The following is a 2,624-nucleotide window of genomic DNA, read 5'->3' as shown; positions in this document are numbered from 1 at the left end:
ACATGCGCGGCGGCGGCCGAGGCCAGCGCGGCGATGCCCGGCCGCAGCGCGGCGAGCGCGGCTTCCAGCGGCTGTGCCGGCGCGGCGAGCAGGTCATGCGCCGCCGCTTCCTGCAACCGCCGCAGGGAAAGCAGGGCGGAAAGCCGTGCCTCGGCCGGCGCCCCGGCGGCGTCGATCGCATCGCAGGCGGCTTCCAGCCCGAAGGCCTCGCTGGCAAGCAGCGCGGCGCGGCAGGCGGCGGCAGCGTCGGCGCCGGTGGTCAGCCGGCCGATGCCGGCGCAGCCGATCCGGTTGGCCACCGCATTGGCGATGACGGTCGCGACCAGTTCGCGCCGCAGCCGGTGGCGTTCGATGTAGGGCGCGTAGCGTTCCTGCAGCGGCCTCGGGAAATAGGCCAGCAGCGCGGGCAGCAGGGCCGGCTCGTCCGGCAGGCCGGAAGCCTCCAGTTCCTCGGCGAGCCACAGTTTCGCGAAGGGCAGCAGCGCGGCGATCTCGGGCCGCGTCAGCGCATCCCCGCTGCCGATGCGCCGCGCCATGGCGGCGGCGTCGGGCAGGCCGGCGACGGCGCGGTCGAGCAGCCCGGCCTTTTCCAGCCGCTCCATCAGTACGGCCTGCGCGGCCAGGTCCTCCGCGCCGCCCATCTGATCGAGCGTGACGGCGAGCGATTGCTGCGCATTGTCGCGCAGCACCAGGGCGGCGACCTCGTCGGTCATCTCGCGCAGCAGCTCGTCGCGGGCGCGGCGGGTCAGCACGCCGTCGGCCTCGGCGGCGGCGAGCAGGATCTTGATGTTCACCTCGTGGTCGGAGGTGGAGACGCCGGCCGAATTGTCGAGCGCGTCGGTGTTGATGCGGGCGCCCTGGCGCGCGGCCTCGATGCGCCCGGCCTGGGTGACGCCGAGATTGGCGCCTTCCCCCACCACCTTCGCGCGGATGTCGCGGCCATCGACGCGGATCGCGTCATTGGCGCGGTCGCCGGCGTCGGCCTGGGATTCGGTGCTTGCCTTCACATAGGTGCCGATGCCGCCGAAGTAGAGCAGGTCCACCTCCATGCGCAGGATCGCCTGCATGATGGCGGCGGGTTCGGCGCGTTCGGCATCGATGCCGAGCATGGCGCGCGCCTGCGGCGAAAGCGGCAGGGTCTTGGCATTGCGCGGGAAGACGCCGCCGCCTTCGCTGATCAGCCGCGCCTCGTAGTCGGCCCAGGAGGAACGCGGCAGGCGGAACAGCCGCTCGCGCTCGGTGTAGGAGGCCTCGGCGTCGGGATCGGGGTCGAGGAAGATGTGCCGGTGGTCGAAGGCGGCGCGCAGGCGCGTCTTGCGCGACACCAGCAGCCCGTTGCCGAAGACGTCGCCCGACATGTCACCGACGCCCACCATGTCGAAGGGCGCGTCCTGCACGGAACGGCCGAGCACTTCCCTGAAATGCCGGTCGATCATCACCCAGGCGCCGCGCGCGGTGATGCCCATGCCCTTGTGGTCGTAGCCGGCGGACCCGCCGGAGGCGAAGGCATCGCCGAGCCAGAACCCGTATTCGGCGGAAAGCCCGTTGGCGATGTCGGAGAAGGTCGCGGTGCCCTTGTCGGCGGCGGCGACGATGTAGGGGTCGTCCCCGTCGCGCCGCAGGATGGCTTCGTGCGTGACGACCTCGGTGCCGCGGTAATTGTCCGTCAGGTCCAGCATGCCGCGGACGAGCGCCTTGTAGCAGGCGACGCCCTCGGCCTGGAACGCCTCGCGGTCGCTCATCGGCGGCGGGTGCTTCAGCACGAAGCCGCCCTTGGCGCCGGTCGGCACGATGATGACGTTCTTCAGCCGCTGCGCCTTCAGCAGCCCGAGGATCTCGGTGCGGAAATCCTCCCGCCGGTCGGACCAGCGGATGCCGCCGCGCGCGACCGGGCCGGCGCGCAGGTGGCAGCCTTCCATGCGCACGGAATGGACGAAGATCTCGCGCCAGGGGCGCGGGGCCGGCATCTCGCCCGCCGCCGCGCTGTCCAGCTTGAAGGCCAGGTAGTCCTTCCCCTGGAAGAAGTTGGTGCGCAGCATGCCGTCCAGCAGCACGCGCAGCCGCGACAGGATGCGGTCCTCGTCCGGGTTCTCCACGCGTTCGAGCAGCGCGGCCCAGGCGGCCTGCGCCGCGGCTTCGTCGCGATCCGTCGCGGCCGGGTCGAAGCGGCGGCGGAAGAGGTCGATCAGCAGCCGCCCGGCCTCGGGCTGCGCGGCGAGCGCGGTTTCCACGCTGGCCTGCGCGAAGGGGAAGCCCACCTGCTTGAGCCAGCGGAACATCGCCCGCAGCAGCCAGCATTCCCGCCAGTCGAGCCCCGCGCGCAGCACCAGGCGGTTGAAGCCGTCCGCCTCCGCCGCGCCGTCCAGCAGCGCGCCGAGCGCGCCGAGGATCTCGTCGAAACGGTCCTCCGGGCAATCGGCACCGGCCTCGAGCCGATAGACGTGCAGCGCCACCTGCGGCGCATCGGCGGGCTTGAGGTGGTAGGGCTGTTCCTCGATGGCGCGCAGGTCGAGGCTCTCGAACAGCGGCAGCGCATCGGCGAGCGGCAGCGGCCCGCCGGGGCTGGCAAGGCGCAGCGTCAGGTCGCGCCGCCCCGCGCCCGGCGCGCGCGCCACGTCCGCGCG

Annotated in this window: 1 protein-coding gene; it reads right to left on the bottom strand. The window is 72.8% G+C overall.

Annotated features, from left to right (window positions below; genetic code table 11):
• The coding region (locus GXW76_RS25145; RefSeq protein ID WP_211864877.1) for an NAD-glutamate dehydrogenase domain-containing protein at positions 1-2,624 on the bottom strand (2,624 nt) is incomplete at both ends.

This window comes from Neoroseomonas soli (genome assembly GCF_018129065.1).
Lineage (GTDB): Bacteria > Pseudomonadota > Alphaproteobacteria > Acetobacterales > Acetobacteraceae > Neoroseomonas > Neoroseomonas soli.
Note: the sequence above shows the minus strand (reverse complement) of the source record. Positions and strands in the feature narration are given on the sequence as shown.